Source organism: Bacillus sp. CZDM1 (assembly GCF_055502545.1).
Map to the genome: position 1 here is coordinate 60488 of NZ_JBUESO010000001.1, position 25983 is coordinate 86470.

26 protein-coding genes are annotated in these 25983 nt (G+C 38.9%); 2 read left to right on the plus strand and 24 right to left on the minus strand.

Features of this window, described 5'->3' with window-relative positions; translation table 11 throughout:
• Nucleotides 1–2: 2 nt before the first annotated feature.
• From ACY3XC_RS00330 to ACY3XC_RS00395, 14 genes are all read right to left on the minus strand, one after another.
• Complete coding sequence (locus ACY3XC_RS00330; protein ID WP_464866816.1) at nucleotides 3–620, minus strand: GntR family transcriptional regulator; 618 nt, start codon at nucleotides 618–620, stop codon at nucleotides 3–5.
• A gap of 128 nt (nucleotides 621–748) precedes the next feature.
• Entirely contained in the window at nucleotides 749–1717 is a 969-nt protein-coding gene (locus ACY3XC_RS00335) for a VOC family protein (protein ID WP_464866817.1), read from the minus strand.
• 24 nt (nucleotides 1718–1741) lie between these two features.
• On the minus strand, nucleotides 1742–2527 hold the full coding sequence (locus ACY3XC_RS00340) for an SDR family NAD(P)-dependent oxidoreductase (RefSeq protein ID WP_464866818.1): 786 nt from the start codon (nucleotides 2525–2527) through the stop codon (nucleotides 1742–1744).
• A 31-nt stretch (nucleotides 2528–2558) separates the two neighbouring features.
• Nucleotides 2559–3068, minus strand: a complete 510-nt coding sequence (locus tag ACY3XC_RS00345) for an aromatic-ring-hydroxylating dioxygenase subunit beta (protein WP_464866820.1) — start codon at nucleotides 3066–3068, stop codon at nucleotides 2559–2561.
• 62 nt (nucleotides 3069–3130) lie between these two features.
• Nucleotides 3131–4435 carry an aromatic ring-hydroxylating dioxygenase subunit alpha gene (locus ACY3XC_RS00350; protein WP_464866821.1) on the minus strand — a complete coding sequence of 435 codons (1305 nt, stop codon included), beginning with the start codon at nucleotides 4433–4435 and terminating at the stop codon, nucleotides 3131–3133.
• Between the two features lie 109 nt (nucleotides 4436–4544).
• Complete coding sequence (gene nadX / locus ACY3XC_RS00355; RefSeq protein ID WP_464866822.1) at nucleotides 4545–5327, minus strand: aspartate dehydrogenase; 783 nt, start codon at nucleotides 5325–5327, stop codon at nucleotides 4545–4547.
• A gap of 16 nt (nucleotides 5328–5343) precedes the next feature.
• The gene (locus ACY3XC_RS00360; RefSeq protein ID WP_464866823.1) at nucleotides 5344–6789 is read right to left on the minus strand and encodes an aldehyde dehydrogenase family protein; all 1446 of its coding nucleotides are present in this window, start codon (nucleotides 6787–6789) and stop codon (nucleotides 5344–5346) included.
• A gap of 12 nt (nucleotides 6790–6801) precedes the next feature.
• The gene (locus tag ACY3XC_RS00365; RefSeq protein ID WP_464866824.1) at nucleotides 6802–8490 is read right to left on the minus strand and encodes a thiamine pyrophosphate-binding protein; all 1689 of its coding nucleotides are present in this window, start codon (nucleotides 8488–8490) and stop codon (nucleotides 6802–6804) included.
• Between the two features lie 24 nt (nucleotides 8491–8514).
• Nucleotides 8515–9306, minus strand: coding sequence for an SDR family oxidoreductase (locus tag ACY3XC_RS00370; protein WP_464866825.1), 792 nt, complete (start codon nucleotides 9304–9306; stop codon nucleotides 8515–8517).
• A 25-nt stretch (nucleotides 9307–9331) separates the two neighbouring features.
• Nucleotides 9332–10246 carry a VOC family protein gene (locus tag ACY3XC_RS00375; protein WP_464866826.1) on the minus strand — a complete coding sequence of 305 codons (915 nt, stop codon included), beginning with the start codon at nucleotides 10244–10246 and terminating at the stop codon, nucleotides 9332–9334.
• A 111-nt stretch (nucleotides 10247–10357) separates the two neighbouring features.
• A complete protein-coding gene (locus ACY3XC_RS00380) occupies nucleotides 10358–10897 on the minus strand; it encodes a cupin domain-containing protein (protein ID WP_179159094.1) in 540 nt (179 codons plus the stop codon).
• Nucleotides 10898–11050: 153 nt separating this feature from the next.
• Complete coding sequence (locus ACY3XC_RS00385) at nucleotides 11051–12331, minus strand: MFS transporter (protein WP_464866828.1); 1281 nt, start codon at nucleotides 12329–12331, stop codon at nucleotides 11051–11053.
• A gap of 196 nt (nucleotides 12332–12527) precedes the next feature.
• Entirely contained in the window at nucleotides 12528–13316 is a 789-nt protein-coding gene (locus tag ACY3XC_RS00390) for an IclR family transcriptional regulator (protein ID WP_179159096.1), read from the minus strand.
• 39 nt (nucleotides 13317–13355) lie between these two features.
• Nucleotides 13356–14141, minus strand: a complete 786-nt coding sequence (locus ACY3XC_RS00395; RefSeq protein ID WP_179159097.1) for an alpha/beta fold hydrolase — start codon at nucleotides 14139–14141, stop codon at nucleotides 13356–13358.
• Nucleotides 14142–14364: 223 nt separating this feature from the next.
• Here ACY3XC_RS00395 and ACY3XC_RS00400 point away from each other — a divergent pair, with 223 nt between their 5' ends.
• Nucleotides 14365–15153 carry an IclR family transcriptional regulator gene (locus ACY3XC_RS00400; RefSeq protein WP_179159098.1) on the plus strand — a complete coding sequence of 263 codons (789 nt, stop codon included), beginning with the start codon at nucleotides 14365–14367 and terminating at the stop codon, nucleotides 15151–15153.
• 82 nt (nucleotides 15154–15235) lie between these two features.
• On the opposite strand, the gene ACY3XC_RS00405 is transcribed toward ACY3XC_RS00400, so the two are convergent.
• Genes ACY3XC_RS00405 through ACY3XC_RS00420 form a run of 4 tightly spaced genes read right to left on the minus strand, consistent with a single transcriptional unit; the run spans nucleotide 15236 to nucleotide 18659 of the window.
• Entirely contained in the window at nucleotides 15236–15988 is a 753-nt protein-coding gene (locus ACY3XC_RS00405; RefSeq protein WP_179159099.1) for an ABC transporter permease, read from the minus strand.
• A gap of 51 nt (nucleotides 15989–16039) precedes the next feature.
• Nucleotides 16040–16804, minus strand: a complete 765-nt coding sequence (locus ACY3XC_RS00410; protein ID WP_179159100.1) for an ABC transporter permease — start codon at nucleotides 16802–16804, stop codon at nucleotides 16040–16042.
• Entirely contained in the window at nucleotides 16797–17606 is an 810-nt protein-coding gene (locus tag ACY3XC_RS00415; RefSeq protein WP_179159101.1) for an ABC transporter ATP-binding protein, read from the minus strand. The genes ACY3XC_RS00410 and ACY3XC_RS00415 overlap by 8 nt, the downstream gene beginning before the upstream one ends.
• Nucleotides 17607–17654: 48 nt before the next feature.
• Nucleotides 17655–18659, minus strand: a complete 1005-nt coding sequence (locus tag ACY3XC_RS00420; RefSeq protein WP_464866830.1) for an ABC transporter substrate-binding protein — start codon at nucleotides 18657–18659, stop codon at nucleotides 17655–17657.
• Between the two features lie 401 nt (nucleotides 18660–19060).
• Here ACY3XC_RS00420 and ACY3XC_RS00425 point away from each other — a divergent pair, with 401 nt between their 5' ends.
• Nucleotides 19061–19657 (plus strand): DUF2238 domain-containing protein, encoded by a 597-nt coding sequence (locus tag ACY3XC_RS00425; RefSeq protein ID WP_179159103.1) that lies wholly within the window; start codon nucleotides 19061–19063, stop codon nucleotides 19655–19657.
• An 86-nt stretch (nucleotides 19658–19743) separates the two neighbouring features.
• On the opposite strand, the gene ACY3XC_RS00430 is transcribed toward ACY3XC_RS00425, so the two are convergent.
• The 6 genes from ACY3XC_RS00430 to hppD form a co-directional block, all read right to left on the minus strand.
• Nucleotides 19744–21105, minus strand: coding sequence for an aspartate kinase (locus ACY3XC_RS00430; RefSeq protein WP_464866832.1), 1362 nt, complete (start codon nucleotides 21103–21105; stop codon nucleotides 19744–19746).
• Nucleotides 21106–21273: 168 nt separating this feature from the next.
• Nucleotides 21274–21891: an NUDIX hydrolase gene (locus ACY3XC_RS00435; protein WP_464866833.1), complete on the minus strand. Its 618-nt coding sequence runs from the start codon at nucleotides 21889–21891 to the stop codon at nucleotides 21274–21276.
• Nucleotides 21892–22025: 134 nt separating this feature from the next.
• On the minus strand, nucleotides 22026–23183 hold the full coding sequence (locus tag ACY3XC_RS00440; protein ID WP_464866834.1) for a homogentisate 1,2-dioxygenase: 1158 nt from the start codon (nucleotides 23181–23183) through the stop codon (nucleotides 22026–22028).
• Nucleotides 23184–23197: 14 nt separating this feature from the next.
• Nucleotides 23198–24121 carry a fumarylacetoacetate hydrolase family protein gene (locus ACY3XC_RS00445; protein WP_464866836.1) on the minus strand — a complete coding sequence of 308 codons (924 nt, stop codon included), beginning with the start codon at nucleotides 24119–24121 and terminating at the stop codon, nucleotides 23198–23200.
• A 15-nt stretch (nucleotides 24122–24136) separates the two neighbouring features.
• Nucleotides 24137–24745 carry a flavin reductase family protein gene (locus tag ACY3XC_RS00450; RefSeq protein WP_464866837.1) on the minus strand — a complete coding sequence of 203 codons (609 nt, stop codon included), beginning with the start codon at nucleotides 24743–24745 and terminating at the stop codon, nucleotides 24137–24139.
• An 83-nt stretch (nucleotides 24746–24828) separates the two neighbouring features.
• A complete protein-coding gene (gene hppD / locus ACY3XC_RS00455) occupies nucleotides 24829–25944 on the minus strand; it encodes a 4-hydroxyphenylpyruvate dioxygenase (RefSeq protein WP_464866838.1) in 1116 nt (371 codons plus the stop codon).
• Nucleotides 25945–25983 lie beyond the last annotated feature (39 nt).

Consider the following 25983-nt stretch of genomic DNA (forward strand, 5'->3'; position numbering starts at 1 on the left):
TTTTAATCCTCCATAAAATGGACAACTCTCTCATAAGTATCATCATCCCCAATAATGAGAAGAACGTCCCCTTCAAGAATCAATGCGTAAGGTCCTGGAGAGATAATCAATTCTCCCTTTCTCTTCATCCCTATCACGGTTCCACCTGTGTTTTGCCAAAATTTCACTTCTGAAATCGTCTTTCCGATATGTACACAACCAGGAACTACCTCTACTTCAATTGGTGCTAATGGATTGGTATGTCGAAGTTTTGTCGAATAATCCATGATTTTCCTTACTGTATCAAAAAGCTGCTCATCTAATTTATCTCGCTCGGAAATTAGGGTATTAATTTCTTTCTCAAGGTCTTTGATGCTTGCCAAATTCGAAAAGCGATGAATATATTTATAGGCATTCTCACGAGAAGAAATAACAATCCCGCTGCCCTTTGTTGATTGAACAATCTCCACATCTTCTAATATCTTTATCGCCCTTCTTACTGTTTCAGGAGAAACTTTATACTCACTTGCCAATGTTGATCTTCCGTGAATCCTTTCTCCCACTTTGAATTTACCATCGTAAATTCGATTCGCTAAGTCGATTGCAATCCGTTCATAAGTTGGTATTTGTGCCCTTTGCATATATTCCTCCACGAAACTGAGTCAATTTTACTTTATTATTCCACTATACTCTAAAAAAATTGTCGATGCGAACAGATAGATTATACTTCAAAAAAAGTGCCAGGCACCCGAGGTGTCTAGCACTTTTTTTACGAATCAAATCTTTCTAGTAATTCAATGATTACTTTAAAGTCCGAGGTGGTTTCCATATATGCATATCTGCCTTTTCCATTGTAGAAATTCCCGGTTTGAATGACGGGATACCCCATATCCTCTAGAAGCTTAATTTTTTCATCCATGTTTTTTATTACAAACGAAATATGATGAACACCTTCTCCATGTGTTTCAAGGTGTTGTTTCCAAGTGCTTGGAGAAAGACCTGGCTCAATTAATTCAATTTGAAGCAGAGGAGTGTTAATAAACATATATCTAGAATCACCTTCGGTTGGCTCTCCTTCAAAAACAACCTGGGTAAGCTCGCTTTGTCCGGATTGAATAACTTGTGGTTTTTCAACACCTAGTAGTTTACAGTATGCCTCGGCTGCTGCATCGAGATCTTTTACAACAATCGCTAGTTGCTCAACCTGATTTGTCCCAAGCAAAGGTTCATAGGATTCTTTACTTGGCTCTGTATCCCGTGGTTCAGCACTTTCAAGGAGTTCTACCAGTGTTTTATGGTCATTCAAGGTATCCACATATACATACCTGCCGTCACTTGAAGTAAATTCACCACTTTGGAGTAATGGATATCCACTTTCTTCAAAAACCGGAAGCTTTTCCTTAATAGAATCCACATCAAAGGCAATATGATGGATTCCTTCTCCAACTGTATCTAAAAATTCACGCATTGTACCTGGTTCTTCATTTGGTTCGATTAGTTCAAACTGTACGGTTGGTGTATTCATAAATACTAATTTACTTCGAGAATTCGTTGGCTTGCCGCGAAAAACCATTTTGGAAACCGCACTATCACCTGTTAGGAACCATGCAGGTTTTGGAATTCCTAGAAGTTTAGCAAACAATTCTGACGGCTTCTCAATATCGCGAACAACAAAAGCAAGTTGATTGATTTCATTATTACCTGCCAAAGGCTTTTTTTCTGTTAAAGATTCAGTCAAAATGATCACCTCTAATTCTTTTTTTCAACCTAGTCCACGGACAGATAATCCACCATCACTCGAGATAACTTCTCCAGTAATCGCCCTTGCGTTATCGGAAGCAAGCAGCAAGTAAGCTCCTACATGATCTTCAGATGACATTGCAATCCGAAGCGGGTTTCGTGATTTAATACTTTTTTCTTTTGTCTCGTTATCTACCATTTTTACAAATGACTGCAGCGGAGAAATGACATTTAGTGCTGTCAACGTTCCTCCCGGAGCAACAGCATTCACTCTTATATCAGGAGCAAGCTCAAACGCAAGCTGGCGCATTAATCCAATTTGTGCGTGTTTGCTGGCGGTGTACCATACTCCTCCTCCATCAGGATAGAACCCCGCACCTGACACAGTGAAAATCATATTACCGCCTGTTTTCTTCAATTCCTCCACTGACGCTTTTGCCCCATTGAAATATCCTTTTACATTGATGTCAAACAGGAAGTCATATGCATTTGACATTGCTTCGGGAGTAACAGTTTGGAATTTAGCAAACCCATCAAAAACACCAGCATTCGCAACAAAAACATCTAACTTCCCAAATGCTTCCACGGCCATTCGAACTGCATCAGCGTGTGCTTGATAATTCGTAACATCTCCCTCAATACATTGCACAGAATCACCAAACTGCTGCTTTAGTTGATTCAGCCCCTCTAATGATTTATCGAGAACGGTAAGCACTGCCCCTTCTTTCACAAAGGCTTCTGTTACAGCCTTTCCGATACCAGAGGCACCACCGGTCAAATAAACTGATTTACCACTTAACTGAGCCATATAATACTGCTCCTTCCTGCTGCTAAAGCCATTACACAAAGATAGCTAGATTTCGTGTATTAATCGTCGTTTGATCGACAATGAAAAAGCGTTTCGATAGTTTCCATTCACCATTTTCATAAATAAATTCATCTTGTCGTTCACCAGAAATTAAATCGTGATGAATATCGGTGCTGCGGCTCCGGTAAATCATCAAATAGCTGTTTACTACTGCTTTTTCATTTGGTACATAATCTATCAGCCGCACATTGTTCACTAATCTTCTAGTCCGAGAAGGAGGAATTTCAGCCCATGCATAATCCGTTTTTAGACGATCCACACGAATTTTCAATAATTCAATGTCATCATCAAATGCAAACATATCCAAGGCATAATCTGGACGTTCTATACCCTCTTTGTTAACACGAACCGGCATTTGATATTTTAATATTGGGTGCATTAAGCTAAACCACCCATCAAAATCGATATCATCTAACAGTTTAGCTTCCCGATAAAGCCATTGTTCAAATTCATAGGTCGCTAGCATCCTCTCAATTGTCATAACTTCTCCCTCAATCCTTTAATATTTTTTTGATAAAGGTCATGAAAAGTGTGAGAGCAATCTCACTTCGTCATTAAGTCAAGCCAGTAACGATAAAAATTTCTTTGATTGGCTTCAGTAAATTTATCATCATAAACGACACCTGGGCCAACGAATTCTGTTACTGGTTTACGGTGCAAGCCCATCGTGTAATTAAATGTCAGCTGTTTTACTAATGGCATCGTACCAGAGGCAGCAGCTGTAATGTCTGTGAATACTTCTGTGTCATCCTGTTCAAAAATACCTGAAGGGCTAAATGTTAGAATAAATGATTCTCGTGAGCGTCTCTTCCAATCCTCTGGAGCATTTTTCTCAACTAAAAACCATGTAATTACTTCCATTTTGTCCACAGATATTGGTCTCCAAATTCGCATTGAGGTATTAGAGATTAACTGGCCTTTAATTTTTGTATGAGAAATTAAAAACGATAGGTTAGGAAAGATGTTTCCAATCATATTCTTTAGATTAGATAGAACCTCGTATTGTTCTTCTGTTAGATTTGCTTTGTACTCATCCTTTAGTTCTTCAGGGAAGGCAAAGTCTGGATTCGGTGTACCAAGGTTTAAGCCATGCCCATTAGTGGTGTGGATTTGATAACCTTTTTTCGAATAAGTCGCACTTGGAACCATTCCTAATTTGGCAATAGAACCGTGAGTAACCATCGTATGATAGGAATCACCTACGAAGTTATCTGCTCCGATTTTCCAATTAGAATGAATAACGAATCGTTGCGGCGGTCCCATTACTTCCATTTCTGCTCTTCCTGCAAATATATCAATATACCATTTAAAATCTCCTAAAAAAGCCTCTAAAGACTCTGCTTCATCATTCCAAGTCCCAAACAATAACCCTTTGTATGACTCCACTCTAATTTTGTGTAGACCCAGCTGGGATTTATCTAAGCTATCCACGTAAATGTCCTTTTGGAGCGGAACACCCACACAATCTCCATTGTTTTTAAAATTAAAGCCATGATAAGGACAAGTAAATAATGACTTATTGCCAGCATCTGCGCGACAAAGCTTCATCCCCCGGTGTGTACACATATTGTACAGGCCGCGGATTTGATTATCAGCACCTCGAGAAATAATGACGGAATAGCCAGATACATCCCTTATGATAAAGTCATTTTTGTTCGGAATTTCCGATTCATGTCCAATGAATACCCAAGTTTTTAAAAATATTTTTTTGTGCTCTAAATCATATATCGTTGGGTCACCTAGAAGATAGGCAGGAATGGCTCCATTTTCAGGTTTAACGCTTTCATTTAAGTATTCAATGGCTTCTTTTTGAGACATCTCTTCTAAATTTATGTTCGTTTTGTACATTGCCTTTTCCCCCTAAATATATTTTTACGTTGCCATTCATTCAGGGGAAAAAGCAATTAATAACGTTTACCCCTGTATGTTATTATTAAGTATTTTTCCAATAAATAATTTAGCCAACTTGGATAACAGCATCTTTATTTTTTAATGATGACAATACACTAAGAGCAGCCAAATAACTCGTTTTTGGATTGTTCGGCATAGGATCATTTTCTACCTTTAGAGATAATCTGCCAAATGATCCTGTTGCTTCGATACTATGACTATTATTCTTAATACTAGGATCAGAAATGATTTTTACTCGGGTTTTATTTGGCCCTAATCCTGCAAGTGACAAAATGATTGAAACATTGATGTTTTTTGGGAACAACTCAATGGCATCACGAGCAGAACCCTCAAAAAGAATCTTTTCTATATCCAATGGTGCACCCGGTAAAGCCTGGGGCGGCTTTCTTGTAATAATCGAAACACTGTACAGTTCGCCATTGGATTTCGCTGCTTTTAAGACATCTAGTCCTCCAATTGCACCGGAGGGGAGGTATATCTTTTTGCCATTCTCATTGCAGATTTCTTCAAGCGTTTGAATAAAATTCAGATCACTGAGAGCACCAACACTGCTAAGTACTAAATCCTTACCACAGCTTAGAACCTGAGCAGCATACTCTTTTACCACTTCGACAGTAGCAGCTTCGATAACTAAATCTATATTCGACTGTAATAGTGATTGAATATCTTCAAAAACTTCAGTATCAAATTCAGATGCTAGCTGCTGAGCCGAACTTGGATTGCGGGTATAAATGCCAACAATTTTAGAATTTACCAAGAATTTATTAGTATTAATGCTTTGTAGTAGGAATCTGCCAATGCTTCCACCGCCGATTAGGCCGATATTCATCTGACATTCCTCCTTATCAATTGGCTAACCCGTAGGAATCTGCAAAATACTCTAACCCACAGTGTCTTATTTCACGAGATAGTCCACTTTCTTTTAGACCTGGGAAATCAAGATGGAGGTCTTGGAAAACGGTATGGTTATTATGAAAAACAGCTCCTGCTTCTAATTGGTCTGCTAATTGGATTGCCAGTTCCGAATCCTCAGTCCAAACTGACGCTCTTAAGCCGAATTCACTGTCATTTGCGAGCTTAACGGCTTCTTCTACTGTTGTAAAAGGCAAAATTGGAATGACAGGACCAAATTGTTCTGCACGAACAATTTCACTATTTTGATCTGCACCTGTAATAATCGTTGGTAAAATAAAGTAACCTTGATCCCATGATTCAGGGTCTATCTGAATTCCAGCTGAAATGATAGTTGCACCCAAATCAGCTGCACGTTCAATTAATCCTTTAACATAGTCATATTGCGATTTATTATTTAAAGGTCCCATCTCAACATCAGGCTGAATTCCGTTGCCAACCCTGATTCTTTGAAATTCCTTTTTAAGCTTTTCTATGATTTCCTCATATCTTGACTCATGTACATAGATCCTTTTTATAGCTGAGCATACTTGGCCTGCAGCACGAAGTACACCAAATCGAAGGCGCTTAATACTGTCTTCATCAAGATTGGCATCTTCAAGAATAATGGCTGCATCATTTCCACCAAGTTCCATATAGAGGTTCTTTACCGTACCTGAAGCTGCACGCATGATATCTTTTCCTGTTTCGGTACTGCCCACGAAAGCAATCGTCTTTACTCTTGGATCAGAACAAAGTGCCTCACCAATCACACCACCCGAACCTGTTACGACATTAACAACTCCTGCCGGGAAATAGGAAGCCAGCACCTTTAAAAATGACATAATTGTCAGAGGACAATTTGTAGCTGGCTTAACCACTACAGTGTTTCCTGTCAAAACAGCTGGTATCACTCGCTTAAAAGTTAATATCATCGGCGAGTTCCAAGGTGAAATAATGGCAGCGACACCACGTGCACGTTTTCGAATTTGCACCTTTTGATTGCCTGGCAAACTTTCAGGCTTCCACCATTCAAGCAATTCATCTGCTGCTTGGTGCATAATATCTACACAGCGCAGCAAATCTTTCTTTGCTTCCACTAGTACTTTTCCATTCTCTCGTACTAGTAAGGTTACATTTTCTTCAACGATTGCTTTTATTTCCTCCGCTGCCAAATGCATGCTGCTTGCTCGTTCCTCAATATCACTTCGCGACCAGGTCTCGTATGCCTTTTCGGCAGTTGCAATCGCATGATCGACATCTGCTTTGGAACATAAAGCTACTTCCCCGACAACTTCATCTATATTTGCTGGATTGATGACATTAGCTTTTTTTTCTGTTTCATACCAATTACCGCCAATCAAGTACTTACCTGAAACAAATGGATATGTTGAGATCATTCTTTTCCCCCCTTAAAGCTTTCTTGGTTTGAATGCATCTGCTGCGCCTGGAGGTCCTCCAAATGGCTTAGCCATTGGTCCAACAGCTTCCATATCAACCACAATAATGGTTGGCTTTTTAGTATCAACTGCTTTTTCAAGTGCTGAAGCAAATTCATCAGGTGAGCCGATTCTAGTAGATTCAAATCCCATAGATTGTCCTAATAGTACAAAATCAGGACTTAAGAGATCGACTGCTACTTGCCGTCCGTAGGCAGCATCTTGAATATTACGGAGTACCCCATAGCCAGCATCATCGAACAATACCACGATTAATGGTAAATTTTCTTGAGCAGCAGTTGCCATTTCTCCTACATTCACCATAAATCCGCCATCACCAGCCATCAACACCACTTGACGGTCTTTGAATGCCATTTGTGCGCCAATGGCTGTAGGTAATCCCTGGCCAATTCCTCCACCAGAGGCATGAATAGAAGTACGAGGTTCATAGATTTCAAATAATCGACTTCCCCACACATTTGCTTGGACGGTTACATCGCGTACTAATATAGAATCTCGCGGCAATACTTTTCGCATGCCATCTAGAATTTGTTCATATGGACCAAGAGTTGCTCGTAATGCTGCCCGCAATTCTTGACGAACCGTCTGTACTTCATCTAGATATGCAGGGTCAGGATTTATTTCTATTTGGGATAAGTCTTGAATGATTGTATTAAGGATTTGCTTGGCATCCCCTACTAGCCCATTGGTAGCTTCGTAGTTTCTATTAATAGCCTGCCAATCTGCATCTATGGCAATATGTTCTTTCGGAACAGATACTTTCCAGTTCGCCGTTTCATTTCCTCTAAATCTTACACCAATACTAATCAATAAATCAGAATCCTTTAATAACTTTTTCGTTAACTCATAAGCAGCAAAGTGACCGATACACTGAGGATGATCTTCTGGTATACTTCCTTTACCTGATTGACTTGTAATAACAGCTGCACCAATTATTTCTGCTAATTGCTTCACTTCATTCGATGCACCTGCGGAAATCACTCCTCCGCCTGCCCAAATAACAGGACGGCAGGCATTACTGATTTTGGCTACGATTTCTTTGGGTAAATCTAATGCTATATGGCTCGTTGTTGCTGCGAATCTGACTTCTTCAAGAGTATGATTTGGAATAATTGCAGATTGAAAATCGATGGGAATTTCAAGCGATACTGGTCCAGACGGAGCAGCTAATGCATCTTGAATCGCTTGTCTAACTACAGCAGCTGTTTGCTCCGGTTTTCTTAAACGAAGTGCCTTTTTACAGGCTCCTTCCATCATCGACAACTGATCCTTACACTCGTGAATATATCCTCTTCCTGTACCTAAGTATGGAGAAGCCACTTCACCAGTTAAATGCAGAACAGGCACGCCTGCTGCCCAAGCTTCAATAAGTGAACCTGCAGCATTTCCAGCTCCAGTCCCCGTACTAGTAATGACGACACCTAATTTACCAGTTGCACGGGCATAACCGTCAGCCATATTAACTGCTCCGCTTTCACCGCGAGAACAAACGAGGTGAATGCTTCCTTCACGAAGAATTGCATCATAGATCGGCATGTTATGGATGCTGACAATTCCGAAAGCTGTAGTTACACCTGCTCGGACTAATTCTTGAACAACAGCATCTGCCGTTGTATATTCCATTTGAACTTGTGGACTCATGATTTACTCCTGCCTTTAATCATATTAAAGCGCTTTACCGAGCGCTCCTGCCGTTTCAATTGTTGAACCTGATACATAACTCGCCTGCTTTGAGGCTAAAAAAAGAATGACACTTGCAACCTCTTCTGCTTCTCCTACCCGACCTAATGGAATATTTCGCTTCTTTGCTAAATCAGCATAATATTCTTCTGGATCTATATCAGAAGCATTTTTCATTCTTCTTCGCTCCCATTGATCCGTTCGTATTAAACCTAAGCTGACTGAGTTTACTAGAATATTATCTGGTGCAAGCTCCTGAGAAAGAGTTTTACTTAAATTCAATAATCCAGCTCTTGTTGCAGCTGTCGCAATCATATGTCTTTCAGGCTCTTTCGCTAGTGTAGCGTTGATATTAATAATTCTTCCACCGCCACGCTTGACAAGATATGGATGGACTGCCTTAACTGCATAAATGATGGCGAAGTATTTTAATTGAATTTGTTCCATCCACTGTTCGTCACTGACGTCAAAAAAATATCCCATTACACTTTGCCCTGCTGCATTCACCAAGATATCAATACCATCAAAATTAGCAGCAGTACCATTAATAAATGCATTAACATCATCTTTATTCGTTACATCACAGGTTGCCCCATAAATAGAGTCAGCGGACCCGAACTGTAATAGGTAATCTAAAGCTTTTTCTTTCCGCTCATTATTTCTGCCGCAAATTGCTACATTGGCACCTTCTTGGAGGAACATCTCAGCTGTTTTTAAACCGACACCTGATGTTCCTCCCATAATAACAGCCACTTTTCCTTTTAAACCTAAGTCCATTTCGACACCCCTTATTATCTAACCTTTAGAGCAGTGCTTTCACGTCTACCCATCCTGGATCTGGTTCTCCACCCATCGCTGCGCGGGTTTCTGGTTTTGGAGGTCCAGCAATTCCCCATTGGTCCATCAAATGAGGGACACGCTTCCAAACCCGAGCTCTCCATTCACTTTCATCCTCAATCGTCTCCAAATAACAGGTATATTCCATGACAAACTTTGCGGGATCCTGGAAGTAACAAAAAATATTATTACCAGGGCCATGACGTCCTGGTCCCCAAATCTCTTGATACCCAGCCTTCCTCACATTGGCAATTCCACGCATAACTTCATCAACTGTATCTACTTCATAGGCGATATGGTTTACTGAAGCATGTTTATCTTGATTAAATGCAAGTGAATGGTGTTTCCGGTTACAGCGAAGGAAAGACATCTGATGCTCGCTCCAATCGGTAACTTTAAAGCCGATAATATTTGTATAAAAATCGGTAATCATATCAAGGTCTGCTGTATTCATTACGACATGGTTCAGTTTAACGGGGTCAACATTTTTTTTGTTCCATATGGTGGTATGCATCTCAACCCATGCTGATAATTCAATACAGCGGTTTTCAGGATCAACAAACCGCAGTCCATAACCTTTTCCTTCTTCATCTAGATAACCAGGATCAGTTATTATTTTTACTCCTTTGGAAGCAAGGAAATCTGCTGCTCTATCAACGGCATTTTTATCGACCATTCCAAAAGCGATATGGTGCAGTCCTCTCTTTTCACCTTCATGTAAGCTTAAAATGTGATTTTCAGGGCCAGCACCACGAAAATAGACGGTTTTTTCGTCTTGCGCTACTTTATCTAATCCCCAAATTTTCTCATAAAAATCAGCTTGTTCTTGTAGGACTGGGGTAAGTAAACCAATATGTCTTAAGTGGGTAATACCAACCATATTTACACCTCCATTAATGCTTCTAAAACTACAACTTTAATTTAATAGGGATGATCCCAGCGAAAGTTAGAGGACCATCCCCATCAAAGAAGATTTTTTATAAAATGCTTTTTATTTATTTCCGTTGATAATTGCTTCTCTTTCTTTTGCACGTTGGATACGAAGCTCTTCAAGTGCACTGCCTTCTACATAAGTTGGCAGGTTTGGTTTTACTGCTCCGAGCATTACAAGCATTAATGCTTCTTCATCACCATCGTTGTGAATGCCGCGGTATACTCCTGGAGGTGAGCTAATGCAATCCCTTTCATTTAAGCGAATTTCGTGCACTTCATCTTTTCCTACCTCTTGTATAAGCGCTTTCACACTGCCCTTAAGAATAAAGAAAACTTCTTCAACATCATCATGTAAATGCAGGGGACCAATACATCCTGCTGGGAGAACCATTGTGCTTAATGTGAAATGTTCAGCTGCAATAACATTTGAATCATTATTAGCTGTAGCGCCACGGCCGATATATCTCATTTGAGCTCTTTTGTATTTTGGATCAATTTCTTCTTGAAATTTTAAAACGTTCCAATCTAAACTACGATCTTGTAATCTAGCCACATATTTCTTTTCAAACTCTGCCACATTAAACTTTTCTTCTGCCATCAAAAACACTCTCCTATAAATTTAAATTTTTTATTTTGTTTTAAATACAAAACATTGTTTTCCTTATAAACCAATTTTAAATCCCAATACTTTAATTGTCAATTAAAAATATTGAGAAAATTCAAAACACTGTTTTATATTAGTAACCATTTCTTAAATTATAACTCTATTAGAATTCACTTTATGGCTGCGGACATCGACCGCTTCTTTTTTCAATGTAAAGAGATACGCTGCAAAACCTAATCCTGCTGCCACGATTAACATCACAATCGATGGTCCAAAGTCACCACCTGAAAGATCACGAAGCCAACCCATAATATAGCTTGAAAAACCACCTAAAATGTTAGTAAACCCCATCAAGCCAGCAGCACGACCTGCCGTTTCTGGTGTAGAATATTTAACAATAAATAAATTACTTAAATGGAAAACCCCGCCCTGCGTTCCCATTGCAAGTCCCATACAAATTCCTGCAATAACAGGATGTGGAGCAATTATGGCTAACGCTAGAAAAATTGCAGTCAAACTGAATAATATAGTAGCGAGTAGGCTAGGACGCTTCGTTTTGTCCGCTAAATATCCGCAAGCTAGTACGAAGCCTAGTGCAAACAGCCAAGATAATGATGTGATACCCGTCATGGCCTCTCTTGAGAAGTTTTTTGCTTCAACTAAGTAGGTAGGGAGCCAAATACTGATTCCAAAAAATAAAAATGAAGACATAAGCATTCCAAACCAAACAATCCAATAACGATAATCTTGCGTAAAATTTTGCTTTGGCTTTATTTTTTCATTTGGATCGGGAGTGCGAATAAACGCTAATTCCTTTTGATCAATACGGTGATGTTCTTCAGGAGTATCTCTGGTTAGAAATACAAACATCGGAATGACAATAAAAAGGTTTAATCCAGCTAAAAAGAAAAATGCAGTTTCCCAATGAAAAGTAGCGATTACTAAGCTTAATATAACCGCTCCGCAGGCAGGTCCAAAGTAGTTTCCAGCCAGCCACGAAGATTGTGCTCTTCCAAGTTCGCGATGGTTAAACCAATTGGATATAAATTTCCCACATACAGGAATCATCATCCCTTCACCAAATCCTAGGATTACTCGGCTTACAAGAAACATCTCATAGGAAGTTGCCAGCCCCCCAAATATCATCGTGATTGTCCAAATACAGAGGCCCATGATAGCTGTTTTTCTAGCTCCTAGTCTATCAATAATAAAACCCCAAAATAGATTAGAAAAAGCATAGGACACTGTAAAGATGAAAGTGATGAAGCCAATCTTTGCGTTCTTATCTGCCCCTGTCATACCAAGGTCTTCCAGGAAGCCCGGATCTGTTTGGATAATTGAAATGCCTAACTTATCAATTTGTCCAAAAAACCAAAAGAAAAAGATTGGGACTGCAATATAAAGCCACCTTTTGTTCCCCATCAACATATAATTCCCCCTCAAATAAATTATGTTTTATATAGGAAACAACGTTTTTCCTTAATTTAATTTTAAATTTATAAGAATATTATGTCAATACATATTTCGAAAAATGTTTCATCACCAAAATAATGTTTTACATACAAAACTAAATCAATTATTAATCACAAAAAAAAACTTGCGTTTGCAAGCCTTTTCTATCTATCTAGTTTTTCAATTGATAGCCCATATAGCTGGATAATTTAGCTGATGTTTCTAATGCTCGAGGCAGTGCTACCTTCTCAATAAATTCATTATGGAAGGTTGTTTCAGTAGCTACTACATTAACAGCTGCCAAAACTTTTCCAGTGCGATCGAAAATCGGTGCTGCCACTGATTGAATTCCTAACGTTAATTCTCCTTTGGTAATCGCATATCCTTTATTACGGATTCCTTCTAATTCTTCCTGTAAATCTAGTAAATCTGTTTGAGTCCTATCTGTATATGGTTTTAGGTTTGAGCCATATAAAACCATATTTAGTTGCTCCTTCGATTGATAGGCAAGCTGGACCTTTCCATTTGCTGTTGCATGAGCCGGGAGTCTAAGTCCAATATTAACATTAATGGCTGAAATACCTCTAACAGGGGCGCTCCCTACATAAACAACTTCATGTCCATCCAATATCGAAAGATGACAGGATGCTCCTGTTTCATCTCTTAAGGTTTCAATATATGGCTGCGCAATTTCTGGAAGCTTTAAACTGCTTAAGTATGAAAATCCAATTTCTAAAACTTTAGGTGTTAAACTGTATCGCTTGGTAGCTTCATCTTGAGCTAGGTATCCAAGTGATTGAAGAGTAAATAATAACCTATAAGGGACTGTGCGACTTACCTTTAGTTCTTTTGCAATTTCTACCAAGGATAATGTCTGCCGTTCCTCACCAAACAACTTTAATATTTCTAATCCTCTTACTAATGCATTGGCATTATATCGTTCTTTTTCATCCTTTGTCATCAATCAAACACCTCCCTCGAGCGGTCAATATACTGTGATTTATTTAAGAAAGTCCAATACAATTTTATTAAAGCTGTTCGGATCTTCCTGATAACATAAATGTCCTGTACCCGGAATGATTACGAACTCTGAATTTTTTAACTGATTGTGGAAAATCTCTGACTCACTTACCGGTGTTACCTTATCGAGTTCTCCACAAATGACGAGTGTCCGAGTCGTAATAGAGGATAATATGTTCATTTGGTTTAAATGAAATAAAGAATATGCAACGGAGCGGTACCCCATTGGTCTTACCTGTGACATAATCCTTTCCGCTTCCTTTTTAACTTCCGGGTCAGGATTGGGGGATAGAAGCTCCTTCACTCTTTTTGCTGCAATTTCCTTTGGATCTAATGTATTAATATTATTAAGGCGTGCTGCTAGTTTCTTTTGATTTTCTTCCATACTTAACGATGCGGATCCCCTTGTAGCATCTGAGATGATTAAAGTCTCCACCATTTCAGGAAATCGATAACAAAAATCAAGTGCAATCGCAGAACCCATCGAATGTCCTAAGAGAGTTACAGATTTATAGTTTAGGGCTTCAATAAAACCTTTTAAAATATCTGCAAACTGACGAAACTCCTTGAATTCCTCTTTTGGGTCTGAACTTTTTCCATATCCAGGTGCATCCCATGCGATAACCGTATTTTTTTCACTTAATCCTGCTAATTGTTTTTTCCAAGATTGAGAATTGTTTCCCATTCCATGGAGTATGATTATTGGGTTTCCATTCCCTTCCTTCTCATAATGAATGGATAAATCCTCTACGGGTAAATACGGCATTTTTCTACCTCCTATATACTTTTTTGTTTTTTTGGCAAAACACCGTTTTACTTTTACATAATATAACATTTTTTCAAATAGTCAACGGAATTTTCGGATTAATCGATATTTTTATAATAGTTAAAAGACGCGGGACAGGAAAATGTTGTATAATATTAACGAATCTTGTAATGTAACAGCGAATCTATTTGAAGCAACTACCGTCTTACTAGGAGTGATATATATGTCTGAAGATAAAAATGATCGATACTTATCCAATTCTCTTGTTCGAGGTTTAGAAATATTAAAGATGTTTAATGGTGATATGCCTACACTTTCATTATCCGAAATAGCTAATAAGCTTAATGTTAGCCGTACTACTCCTTACCGAATCTTGTTCACGCTTCAATCCTTAGGTTATATTAGGCAGGATGAACTAACAAAAAGATATGAACTGACGCCTAAAGTCCTTGAACTAGGGTTTACCTATTTGAATACAATGCCTTTGTTAGACTTAGCACGACCTTACTTAGAAGAACTCAGAGACGAAACGGGGTTATCAACACATCTCGGAATACTAGAGGGTAATGAAGTGGCTTATGTCGCAAGGGTTCCTGGAAAAGGTGTATCAACTGTCAATGTTACCGTTGGCTCAAGACTTCCTGCACATGCTACGGCTTTAGGCAAGGTATTGCTTGCATTTCAGAAAGAAGAAAAATTAACCGCCATGCTAAACGGGAATGAATTAAAGTCGTATACCGGTAAGACAAAAACAGAACTACTAGCATTAGAAAAAGAATTAACAGAAATTAAGGAAAAGGGATATTCTACAAGCGATGAAGAATTTGAAAACGGAATATTTTCTGTTGCTGCTCCCATAGTAAATAAACAGGGTCATATTATTGCTGCAATCAATGTTGTAGCACCTGTGGCCGTCTGTAAAGATGATTTTATTACGGAAACGGTTATTCCAGCATTACTAAAACAGGCAGACCAACTTTCTTCCTATTCAGGTTATCACCAACATAATTAAGTTTTTAGCAGGGGATATCGATATTCATTTCCATCAACAGGAGCAATGAATATCGATATCCCCTCCTTCTTATAAAAATTTGTTAATGCCAAAAGATAAACTTTTTCTGTATTACATCGAGAATAACACTCATTAAATAACCTACTATAGCTATCAGCATTACGGATGCTAATACATTTTCTTGAACGAGTGATGAAGACATAAAACTTAGTAAATATCCCATTCCTTCTGTTGAACTAATCATTTCTGTCAATATTGAAATAATGAGTGCAAGAGGAAGTGCAATTCTCAAGCCCGTAAAGATAGATGGCGCTGTTGCAGGCAGCAATACCTTCCAAAACATGTTAAAATGATTGGCTCCCATATTCTGTGAAGCCCATACATAGATATGGTTTACCCTTAGTGCACCATAGTAAGTATTAATAATAATAGGAAATAAGCATTCCAAAACGATTAAGAAAATCTTTGAACCTGAACCAATACCAAGCATAAAAACTAGAATGGGGTATAACGCAACCCTAGGGATGGGATAGCCAATTGAAAGCATCGGCTGCATCAATTTATTCATTACATTAAATCGGCTCATCATAATTCCCAGCGGGACACCAATCACAGCTGCAATCGTAAATCCACTTAATACACGCACCATCGTTACCGATAAGTTATCCCAAAGCAGTGGTGACAAGGCAAGATCGTACGCCACCCCTATCACAACAAACATGGATGGGAATAGCCTTTCTGGCATAATACCAAGTGCAGCGATAACTTCCCATACAATCAATAAAATAAAAATAGATTGATAGTCTAATATTTTATTCCAAAACTTTTTTATCATCCTTTCACCTCTTCAAGTCCCTTGTAAGTTCCTCTCATAATCAACTTGAGATTATGCTTTATTTACATCCCACCATAATACTTTGCCTCGAATGGTAAGTAACAGTTTATCAAAGATAAATCCCAGTAATCCGATAAATGCTACACCAGCAAACATATAGTCTGTTCTTCCACCTAGATCAGCATTAAGAATCAAGAAACCTAATCCAAAACCGTTTGCAGCGCCAATAATCTCTGATGAAAACATCATGACAAAGGTCAATCCTAATGAAACTCTTAATCCATCAAATATCTTTGGAAGTGTAACAGGAAATACAATTTTTCTTAATAATTGCAAAGTACTTGCTCCCATATTTTGTCCTGACCAAAGATAGACTTGCTTGATTGATTTTACTCCGTCCCTTGTTGCAACAAAGCATGGAAAGAACGCAGTTAAAAAGATAATTAATATCCGAGTTGTATCTGATATTCCAAACCAAACCATTAAGATCGGGAGTAATGCAATCTTTGGTATTGGGTTTAAGGTGTTAACAATTGGATCAAAAAATGTTCCCACTCTTCGATAGTACCCTGCTAAGATTCCTAGAGTAACACCCACGATAACAACTAACAAAAAGCCCATTAGTGATCTAAAAAGACTAGAACCAACATGATTTAATAAATCTCCATCCACCCAAAGCTCACCCATTGATTTAATAATGGCTAAAGGGCTGGATAAGTAGGTTGGGAACCATTGAAAGACAGCTAGGAGTTCCCATATTAAAAATATAACCAATAGCTCAATAACAGCAATCATTCGGAGAAGTTTATTATCCATTGACTACCTCCGATACAATTTGTACTGGTTTATGATGCTCTTGATGAAGCAGATCCCAAATTTGATTACGATAATCTCTGAATTCAGGAGATTTATAGAGATTTAAATCTCTAGGTCGCGGAAACTTAATATCAATAATCTCTGAAATAACAGCTGGTCTGCCGGAAAAAACAACAACGGTATCACTTAAGAATACGGCCTCTTCGATATCATGGGTAACAAATAAAACACTTTTCTTCGATTCACTCCAAATTCGTAGCAATTCAACCTGCATTTCCTCTCTTGTTTGTGCATCCAATGCACCAAAAGGTTCATCCATCAACAAAACTTCAGGATCGAAAGCTAGTATGCGGGCAAGCGAAATTCTCTGTCTCATCCCACCTGATAGCTGCGAAGGTAATTGATTTCGAAAATCCCATAGGCGCACCAATTTCAAATACCTTTCAACAATCTCGTTTTTCTCCTTCTTCGGCATCCCTTGAATATCTAATCCCCAAGCAACATTATCAAATACATTCAACCATGGAAACAGGGCAGATTCCTGAAACATCATTCCCCTGTCTGGGCCAGGCTTTTGAACTTCTTTTCCTCTTACTTTCACTTTACCGGACGACTTTTCAATAAATCCCCCGACGATGTGCAGAAATGTGCTTTTTCCGCAGCCGCTCGGCCCAACGATACTAACAAATTTACCTTCAGGGATTGTTAAACTTACATCTTTTATTGCAATTGTTTCTTCTTTTTTAGTGGAATAAACCTTTCTCAAATTCTCAATTTCCATTGCCGCGTTCTTTTTGGTCATTTGTTCTCCTCCTATTTATAAATGCGAGGACAAATGTCCCCGCACTACTTATTCAGATGGCAATAAAGATGTATCAATTAAATCATCGAGGTCAATCTTTTTATCAATCCATTTATCTTTTAGCATAAGTTCCTGAACTTTCTCCCAACCATCCCTATTAATATAAGCAGAACGGTTATTATCGGTCATGTTCACATAAATATTAGGGTCAGCTTGGACCTTTTTCGTGTTATCAACTATCTTCTGTCTCGCTTCTTTACCGTTTTCATGGTAATACTTTACGATATTTGCGTAGTCAGTTAAGAAATCTTTTACTGCTTGTTTATTTTCCTTGATAAAGTCGGGGTGCATAAACATTACTAGGAAGTCTTCGTCAAATGGAACTCCAGTTTTCGAGGTAAAAATGGTTTTAAACTCTCCACTTTCTTCCGCTGCAGCACCAAATGGCTGTGGAAACATCCCTAAATCAATTTTTTTAGATTTGACTGCTTCAGTCATGGCTGGAATCGGAGTTATTGCATATTTCACATCTTTATCCGGATCTAAACCAGCAGATCTCAAGGCACTTCGAACCCACATATCGGTTGGAGATTTAAAATCAGAAAGCCCGATTGTTTTCCCTTTAAGGTCCTTAATGTCATTAATTTCCGAATCTTTTAATGTCATGAATGCAGAGTTGAAACCTATATCAGGTGTATCTTTTGATACAACAGCTACCACTTTCATCTTAATCCCTTGAGAGCTCGATAGAATTGCCGCCCCTTGTCCTAATGTTCCCCCATCAATTTGATCTGCTTGATAAGCATTTAATCTATCTGCATTCGCTCTAAATTGAGAGAGATTAAGTTTATATGTTTTCCCAAGATTTTTAGCCAATGAAGGATCTGCTTCAAATAGCCAAATTGGTTCTTCCGTTGCAAAGCCGCCGCCAAAGTTAATTTCTACAACTTCACCGTCTTTCTTTTCTGCGTCCCCAGAAGACTTTTCCCCGGAACACGCTGCAAGCATGAAGGCTAGTGTGATTAGACCGAAAAATAATAAGTACTTTTTCACAAAGAACAACTCCCATTCATTCTCGAATTGTTAAAACCCTTGATATCCCCCTACTAATTCCATCCCATTTGTTCCAATTTCATATAAACATGAAAAGCAAAAAAACTAGAGGTATTTCACTATCACTCCCCTTTAATGTTTTATATACAAAAACAAGTTTTGTTATATATACATTGTAATAACAGTTGGAATAGTAGTCAATCAATTTATTTGAAAATATATAATTTTCAGTCAACCGTAAACAAGAAAAAAGTCTCCAGTTTCCTGAGACTTTTCAACTTTTAAGATCATACATATAGGTCGTATGATGAATATTTACTTTAGTTTTTGAAATCTTTGGGTGAGATTGAGTTGTAGCGGGCATAATCATAGTAATCCGTATTCTATCTGAGGTGAAAATAATGAATCGAAAGCTTGTCCTTTTGCTCAGTCTTCTCTATGTAGCTTTTATGGCATATTTATTTTTTCATTTTCGTTCAACAGAGGAATCCTTTAAATCAACCATTGCCATTGGGGGGATGGTTTGTGGAGCAGTTCCCCTTCTACTCGCCCTATTTACAAAACTCCATTTTAATTTGCCTATTGTCATTTCCTATTTACTTTTCTTGGTCGGTTCACAATATTTTGGATCAATTCAAGGCTGGTATGGTCTTGGCTGGTGGGACACGTTTATGCATTTTCTAAGTGGAGCAATTCTTGCGTTTTCTGGAATCGCTTTATATGAAAGATTGGTTCACCGAGATGCAGAAGTGGAAATATCTCCTTGGATTATTTTCCTTTTCACCTTATCTTTTGCTGCATTTGGCGGCGTCTTATGGGAAATTTATGAATTCAGCTCTGATCAATTTTTCAATATGACGTTACAAGGCGGAGGTAATGACGATACCATGATCGATTTAATCTCAGATACCGGCGGAGGGCTGATTATTGCACTTTGGGCTGGGGTTAGAACGAAGATTAAGTTAAAGAATAAACAAGAATTTCCTCAATTAACATGAAAAGATACTTATTGCAGATATCTGAATTAATGCAGAAATGCTTAAAAAAGCAGTCTAAAAATGTAAATTTTAGACTGCTTTTTCTATTAAACGGGTACTGCTGCGAAAAATTCATCGTACAGCGCTTGAACTGCTCTCTTTTCGTCCACTTCTTTTACACCAAACATCATACTTACCTCAGAGGAGCCTTGATTAATCATTTCAATATTAACCTCTGCCTTCGATAATGCTTTAGATGCACGCGCCATGGTACCGACATTCCGGCGCATTCCCTCACCCACGACCATAATCAGCGAAAGGCTGTGCTGAATTTTCACTTCATCTGAGTGTAACTCAGATTCAATTCTCCAGGCAATTTCATTTTCCATATCGGGATCAAGCTGTGCTTCTCTTAAAATAACTGACACATCATCAATCCCAGAAGGAGTGTGTTCATAAGAAAGCCCGTATTCTTCTAAAATACTTAAAAGCCTTCGTCCAAAACCAATCTCTCTATTCATTAAGTATTTGCTGACGTAAATGCTGCAGAACCCTTTATCACTAGCAATACCTACAACAGGTCCATTCGTATTATCGCGCGCATAGACAATTCTCGTTCCAGGTGCACTTGGATTATTCGTATTCTTAATTTGAACTGGAATCCCTGCACGGAAAGCTGGTACGAGTGCTTCGTCATGCAAAACCGTAAATCCAGCATAGGATAGTTCACGCATTTCTCGGTACGTTAACTCTTTAATCTCCTTCGGATTATGGACTAGGTTTGGATTAACCGAAAATACTGCATCCACATCCGTAAAATTCTCATATAAAGTCGCTTTAATACCGTTTGCTAAAATGGATCCCGTTATATCGGAGCCGCTCCGTGAAAAGGTGAATACATCACCTTCTTTGCTATAGCCAAAAAAGCCTGGGAAAATTATGATTCCCGGAACTTCGCGAAGTGAAAATAAATTCTCATACGACTCATGTAAAACCTGTGCATTACCTGGCTCGTCACTTACAAACAGCCCTGCTTTTCCCGGATTTACATAAGTAGCTTCTACTCCCTGCTCCCTAAAGTAAGCCGCAACTAATTTAGCATGATTATCCTCACCACTCGCTTTTACAAGATCCATATAACGGTCAGGCTTACTTTTATCTCCATTTAGTCTCTCTGATAAATCGTGATGTATTTCACTAATTACATCATTCGGGAGAGCTAACTCTGCTGCAATGGAGGAATATCTTGACATAACGGCGTCAAACTTTTCCTTTGGATTATTATCTTGTAGACATTGTTCAGCGCACTCTATCAACAAGTCCGTTACCTTCTCATCCTCAGAAAACCTCTTACCTGGAGCAGACACAACCACTACTTTCCGCTCATGATCGGACATCACAATCTGAAAAACCTTTTCGATTTGTTTTCCTGACGCTAAAGAGGATCCTCCAAACTTTACAACCTTCATCACAACATCACCTATCCCAAAAAAGTATAATTTTAATTTTATCGCTATTCAGAAAATAATCAAGTGTTTTTTCTCCCCAAAAAGGACATTTGTGTTTCTGGGGAGGACAAAATAAAAAAAAAAGTGAAATTATCAGGGATAATTTCACTTTAATTAGCCTGGATAATTTCAATGTTTCATTATTTCGATAAAGTGTGAAAGGATTTTAGCTGTAAGTCCCCAAATCGCCTTCTCCTCATAAAGGTAAAAGTACTCATCCAATGATCTTGTCCGCCAATTATAATTTTCACCACCAACAATTAAATCAAATGGAAAGTTCTCCTCAGGTTCTACCTTAAAATGAATATGATAAATATCCGGGGCATTTTCAATAAAATAGGTTAACGGTACCGTGAAAATCTCTCCTACCTCTTCAGGGTTTGGCTGGATTTTGTCGGGGCTTGTAATCATCGCTACGAAGGGATAAATCATCATTCCAAAAGGGGAAATCATGAAGTCTAGTGGATATACCTCCGATAGATTCTCACTACTTATACCTAATTCCTCAATTGTTTCCCGGATTGCTGCACTTTTTTCATCTATATCCTGCGGGTCAATCCTCCCTCCTGGGAAACAAATTTCTCCAGGCTGTCTTCTCAGCTGTAGGGACCGAATCTCAAACAGGACATGAATACCATCCTCTTTTTTAATAAGTGGAACCATTACCGCATATTTAGAAAATTTCTCACTCCCTAAGATGGTAGGCGTATGGCTTTTTAGTTTTGATAGAATAGAGTCAAAGTTCATGATTTTCACCTCCAATGATTAAGTCTTTATTTAATACTATCACTTACTAACAATTAAATGCTTATCTTATGATTATTCCTCAAGAAAAAACAACCCAATATTCTATGATTGGATTGTTCAAAATAAATTATCCCTTATTTTTCCACCCAAGAAAACATATAAGAAGAATCTTCAATCTCACTTGCCTTCTTAACCACTTTGAGTGGATGAAAGGTATCAATCATTACCGCAAGTTCAAGTGTTTCTTTTTTTCCAATACTTGCCTCTGTCTTTCCAGGATGAGGACCATGCGGAATCCCACTCGGGTGAAGGGTAATGGACTCAAGCTGTACCCCTTTGCGGCTCATGAAATTACCTTTTACATAATAAAGTAATTCGTCACTATTCACATTACTATGGTAATAAGGAGCAGGGATAGCTTCAGGGTGGTAGTCAAACATTCTAGGTACAAAGGAACATACTACAAAGTTATTCCCCTCGAAGGTTTGATGAACAGGCGGCGGCTGGTGAATTCTCCCCGTAATAGGTTCAAAATCCTCGACATTAAATGCCCATGGGTACAGGTATCCATCCCAGCCAACGACATCAAAAGGATGATGTCCCAATAGGTGAGAATGCAGCGATCCCCGCGATTTCGTTACTACCTCAAACTCTCCCTTTTGATCATAGGACTCTAATTTTTCTGGCCCACGAAAATCACGTTCGCAAAACGGACTGTGCTCGAGCATTTGTCCATATTCATTTCGATATCTTCTAGGTGTTGTAATCTGGCTAAAGGATTCTATAAACAACAGTTTTGTTTCTTCCTGCTCATCTGGAATCATCCGATAAACGGTTCCAATTGGTATTAATAGATAATCGCCCTGTCGATAGGATATCGTTCCAAACATGGTCTCAAGCTTGCCTGAGCCGTAGTGTACAAACAACATTTCATCTCCATCACCATTTCGGTAATAGCTTTTCATTGGCTCGTTAACAGCAGCTGTGCCAATTAATAAATCTTTATTACCTAAAATATATTCCCGCGCTGAAAGAGCATCCCCTTTTTTGACAGTCTTGTTTGTCAAAAAAAGGCGGTGCTTTAACGACTTTTGCTCCTCATAATCTGGCAAATAGCTGCCAATCAGTTCTGCTTTTAGTACTTCGGTTGGCATGTAATGGTGATAAAGAATTGATTGTGTTCCTGAGAAGCCCCGTGTACCCATTACTTGCTCACGGTAGAGACTTCCATCGTCTTTTTTAAACATGGTATGACGCTTATGAGGAATCCTTCCCATTTGCCGATAAAACATAATTTCACCTCGTTTCAATCATTCACAATTGAATTCTTTAACACTCCGAGTTTGTCAATCTCGAATTCAATCACATCACCTGGCTGCAGCCAGCGATGTACCTCTGTACCGAGTTCAAGGATACATCCTGACCCAACTGTACCAGAACCTAGCATTTCCCCTGGGTAGAGCATAACCCCCGCAGAGGCCCTCTCAATCATTTCTCCGAACGAATAGTAAATATCCTTCATATTCCCTTCAGAAAGAAGCACACCATTAACCTTAGCCTTCATGGAAATATCAAAGCCTTTACCTGATCTCAGGCCCTCGAGTTCATCCTTGGTGATAATCCAGGGTCCAACTGAGGTTGCAAAATCCTTTCCCTTTGCTGGGCCTAATCCTACCTTCATTTCCTGTCTTTGAAGGTCCCGCGCGCTCCAATCATTAAGGATACAATAACCAAAAATATAATCCTCTGCTTCATCAGCCTTGATGTTACGCCCCTCTTTCCCTATGATGCAAGCAACCTCAAGCTCATAATCAAGCCAATTGCATTCGATTGGCTTAGAGATGTTGTCTTCAGGTCCCTTAATCGCCAGGTGATTTGAAAAATAAAAAACAGGTATTTGGTACCATTCCTGAATCATATCAAGACCTCTGTTCTCCCTGGCAGATTTTACATGCTGTTCAAAAGCATAAAAGTCACGGAAGCTTCTTGGTGCTGGCAGCGGTGCAATCAGCCTAACCTCATGAATGGGATAAACCCCTTTATCTCCGTTAGTAAGTTGTAAGAGTTGTTCAGCAGATATCATATTGTGCTCACTTTTCTCTAGAAAATCTATCAACTTTTCAGGCAGACTTCCATCAGTAGCTTCGCTCATATCTACAACTAGGTCAGATTCTAACATTACTCCTGACCGTACTGTCCCATCACGTTTTTCAAAGGTTACGAATCTCATATAGTCACCTAATTTCTATTTCCGAATAATATCAAACGTTTTTCCTAATGGATTGGTATAGGTATTACCTGCCATTCTGCCAATCGGCTGAAGTTTTTCTGTATCCACTCGCCCTTTATGAAATAAATCATCCTCTACATGAATATTTAAAACCTTACCAATAACTAGACTTCCAGCACCAGCCTGGTCACCAAAATCCAACACCTGATAGAGTTCGCACTCCAAATGCACAAGAGATTCTTTTATACGCGGTACCCTCACCACTCGACCAGGCTCTTTTGTTAAACCTGTTACCTCTAGTTCATCTACTTCAGGAGCAAATTCAACTGCGCAATCATTCATCTGCTTCGCCATACTCTCACTAACGATATTTATGACAAATTGCTTTGTTTTTTCAATATTTAAAAGGGTATCTTTTTTTCCTCCATCACTTCCCCTTCTCATCGGGGAAAAACAGATGAGCATCGGATCAGCACAAATGGCGGTAAAGAAACTAAAGGGGGCAGCATTGGCATTTCCGTTTTCATCTATGGTTGACACAAAGGCAATCGGACGAGGCAGTATCGAGCCAATTAGGAGCTTATAGGCGTCTCTCCATTCAAGCGTGTCTGGTGACACTTCCATTATTCTTGCACCTCTTTCCTATCAAACTCTTTTAAGGGAGAGGCACCCTCTCCCTTTTTCCCCTTAAAAAATATTTCTATTTATTATAAATTACCTCTCCGAGCCTGTTCTCTTTCGATCGATTCAAATAAAGCTTTGAAGTTCCCTTCGCCAAATCCTCGTGCACCCTTACGCTGGATAATCTCCACGAATAACGTAGGTCTGTCGACAATCGGCTTGGTGAAAATCTGCAGCAGATAGCCCTCATCATCACGGTCGACTAAAATATTTAATTCACGGAGCTTCTCGATTTCTTCATCAATTTTGCCAATTCGCTGTCCCAAATCCTCGTAATACGTACTTGGCGTATTTAAGAACTCAACCCCATTCTTTTTCAAAGTAGCTACAGTCGAGACAATGTCCTCCGTAAGGATCGCAAGATGTTGTACACCAGGACCATTATAGAATTCTAAATACTCCTGAATTTGTGATTTACGTTTCCCTTCTGCTGGTTCATTTATCGGAAACTTAATTCTGCCGCCATTGTGCATAACCTTAGACATTAACGCAGAATACTCAGTGGTAATATCTTTATCAGTGAAATGCTTCATCTCTACAAATCCCATTACCTTCGCATAATATTCAACCCATTCTTCCATCCGTTCAACGTTACCAACCACGTGGTCAATACCAATCAAACCGGCATCTTCGATGGGCAGATAGACGGAATAGGGATCAAAACCTGGCATAAAAATACCTTGATAATTCTTTCGTTCTACTAACGTATGGATGGTGTCTCCATATGTACCGAGAACGGCCTTTTTAATAGTCCCCTTTTCATCCTTCAACTCAAATGGAGGTTTTAGGGCAATTCCTCCACGCTCCACAGCCGCGGTATAAGCCTTATCAACATCATCAACTAAAAGTGCAACGTCCTTTACACCGTCACCATGTTTTTTTACAAACTGAGCAACTCGTGTATCTTCCTTGTAGGAACCAGTGAGAACAAGACGAATATTTCGTTGCTGGAGCACATAGGAAACGGTTTCACGATTTCCCGTTTCAAGGCCGGAATATGCAACTGGTTTAAACCCAAATGCGGTACAAAAAAAGTGGCAGGCTTGCTTCGCATTATTTGTGTAAATTTCAATATAATCGACATCCCTAACCGGGAAAAAGTCGTTAGCAAGGTCTTCTGCTTTTATACGTTTTTCTTTCATTTATATTCCTCCCATTATCATTTAATTAATAATATTCAG

Bases quoted from the DNA above. Each gene is read 5' to 3' on its own strand.
- ACY3XC_RS00330 (WP_464866816.1), bottom strand. From the start codon at position 620: ATGCAAAGGGCACAAATACCAACTTATGAACGGATTGCAATCGACTTA.
- ACY3XC_RS00340 (WP_464866818.1), bottom strand. From the start codon at position 2,527: ATGGCTCAGTTAAGTGGTAAATCAGTTTATTTGACCGGTGGTGCCTCT.
- ACY3XC_RS00345 (WP_464866820.1), bottom strand. From the start codon at position 3,068: ATGACAATTGAGAGGATGCTAGCGACCTATGAATTTGAACAATGGCTT.
- ACY3XC_RS00350 (WP_464866821.1), bottom strand. From the start codon at position 4,435: ATGTACAAAACGAACATAAATTTAGAAGAGATGTCTCAAAAAGAAGCC.
- nadX (WP_464866822.1), bottom strand. From the start codon at position 5,327: ATGAATATCGGCCTAATCGGCGGTGGAAGCATTGGCAGATTCCTACTA.
- ACY3XC_RS00360 (WP_464866823.1), bottom strand. From the start codon at position 6,789: ATGATCTCAACATATCCATTTGTTTCAGGTAAGTACTTGATTGGCGGT.
- ACY3XC_RS00365 (WP_464866824.1), bottom strand. From the start codon at position 8,490: ATGAGTCCACAAGTTCAAATGGAATATACAACGGCAGATGCTGTTGTT.
- ACY3XC_RS00370 (WP_464866825.1), bottom strand. From the start codon at position 9,306: ATGGACTTAGGTTTAAAAGGAAAAGTGGCTGTTATTATGGGAGGAACA.
- ACY3XC_RS00375 (WP_464866826.1), bottom strand. From the start codon at position 10,246: ATGGTTGGTATTACCCACTTAAGACATATTGGTTTACTTACCCCAGTC.
- ACY3XC_RS00380 (WP_179159094.1), bottom strand. From the start codon at position 10,897: ATGGCAGAAGAAAAGTTTAATGTGGCAGAGTTTGAAAAGAAATATGTG.
- ACY3XC_RS00385 (WP_464866828.1), bottom strand. From the start codon at position 12,331: ATGTTGATGGGGAACAAAAGGTGGCTTTATATTGCAGTCCCAATCTTT.
- ACY3XC_RS00390 (WP_179159096.1), bottom strand. From the start codon at position 13,316: ATGACAAAGGATGAAAAAGAACGATATAATGCCAATGCATTAGTAAGA.
- ACY3XC_RS00395 (WP_179159097.1), bottom strand. From the start codon at position 14,141: ATGCCGTATTTACCCGTAGAGGATTTATCCATTCATTATGAGAAGGAA.
- ACY3XC_RS00400 (WP_179159098.1), top strand. From the start codon at position 14,365: ATGTCTGAAGATAAAAATGATCGATACTTATCCAATTCTCTTGTTCGA.
- ACY3XC_RS00405 (WP_179159099.1), bottom strand. From the start codon at position 15,988: ATGATAAAAAAGTTTTGGAATAAAATATTAGACTATCAATCTATTTTT.
- ACY3XC_RS00410 (WP_179159100.1), bottom strand. From the start codon at position 16,804: ATGGATAATAAACTTCTCCGAATGATTGCTGTTATTGAGCTATTGGTT.
- ACY3XC_RS00415 (WP_179159101.1), bottom strand. From the start codon at position 17,606: ATGACCAAAAAGAACGCGGCAATGGAAATTGAGAATTTGAGAAAGGTT.
- ACY3XC_RS00425 (WP_179159103.1), top strand. From the start codon at position 19,061: ATGAATCGAAAGCTTGTCCTTTTGCTCAGTCTTCTCTATGTAGCTTTT.
- ACY3XC_RS00430 (WP_464866832.1), bottom strand. From the start codon at position 21,105: ATGAAGGTTGTAAAGTTTGGAGGATCCTCTTTAGCGTCAGGAAAACAA.
- ACY3XC_RS00435 (WP_464866833.1), bottom strand. From the start codon at position 21,891: ATGAACTTTGACTCTATTCTATCAAAACTAAAAAGCCATACGCCTACC.
- ACY3XC_RS00440 (WP_464866834.1), bottom strand. From the start codon at position 23,183: ATGTTTTATCGGCAAATGGGAAGGATTCCTCATAAGCGTCATACCATG.
- ACY3XC_RS00445 (WP_464866836.1), bottom strand. From the start codon at position 24,121: ATGAGATTCGTAACCTTTGAAAAACGTGATGGGACAGTACGGTCAGGA.
- ACY3XC_RS00450 (WP_464866837.1), bottom strand. From the start codon at position 24,745: ATGGAAGTGTCACCAGACACGCTTGAATGGAGAGACGCCTATAAGCTC.
- hppD (WP_464866838.1), bottom strand. From the start codon at position 25,944: ATGAAAGAAAAACGTATAAAAGCAGAAGACCTTGCTAACGACTTTTTC.